Source organism: Bradyrhizobium sp. AS23.2, assembly GCF_001908185.1.
Taxonomy (GTDB): Bacteria; Pseudomonadota; Alphaproteobacteria; order Rhizobiales; family Xanthobacteraceae; genus Bradyrhizobium.
The window spans coordinates 1-868 of the sequence record NZ_LGHM01000336.1 but is presented as its reverse complement, the minus strand read 5'-3'; the positions used below and the strand labels follow the sequence as shown (position 1 = coordinate 868).

Genomic DNA, 868 nt, shown 5'->3' with positions numbered 1-868 from the left:
CCGTCCGATGATCAAGGGCGCCATTCGCTCCCAGGCCGCGTCGCTCAAAACCAAACGATCCATCACACCCAAGGCGACCTCCCCAAAAGAAGCCTTGAATCTGATTTGCACTTAAATGGGACTCCTTAGAGTCCACACCACCTAGTACTCCACGCCCAGAGCATCATAAATCCGCCGGTGCACGGCCGGCAGCGTCTCGGTGAGATCTTCCGCGATCAGTCCCGGCCCTGCTTCGCTGCCCGCCTCGCCATGCATCCACACGCCGATGCTGGCAGCTTCGAACGCCGGAACGCCCTGCGCCAAAAGCCCCGCGATGATTCCGGAGAGCACGTCGCCGGCGCCGGCGGTGGCGAGCCAGGGCGGCGCATTGGCGGCGATGGTGGCGCGGCCGTCGGGAGCGGCGACGGTGGTGTCCGGGCCCTTCAGCAGTACCACCGCGCCACAGCGCTCGGCGGCCGCGCGCACGCGCTCCAGCTTCGAGCGGCCCGGATATTTATTGCTGAGGTCGGAGAACAGGCGTGGAAACTCCCCCTCGTGCGGCGTCAGCACCACCGCATTGTCCTGCGCGGACCTGATCGATTCAAACAGGCGCTCGGGGGCCGCGGCAAAGCTCGTCAGCGCATCTGCGTCCAGCACCAGATGCCGCTGCGCCGTGAGCGCGGTGTGGACGAGATCGCAGGTCCGATCGCCGATGCCCGCGCCGGGGCCGATCATGCAGGTGTTGTAACGCTTGTCGCCAAGAACCTCGCCGAACTCGATGGCGGTGTCGACGGGGCGAACCATCACTGCGGTCATTGCGCTTGCATTGATCGCGAGCGCGTCGCGCGGCGTTGCCAGCGTCACCAGGCCGGCGCCGGCGCGTAGCGCT

1 protein-coding gene is annotated in these 868 nt (G+C 66.6%); it reads right to left on the bottom strand.

The genetic code is table 11. From position 1 onward, the window contains the following. Positions 1–141: 141 nt before the first annotated feature. A partial coding sequence (locus tag AC630_RS41935; RefSeq protein ID WP_074124305.1) for an NAD(P)H-hydrate dehydratase occupies positions 142–868 on the bottom strand: 727 nt, incomplete at its 5' end.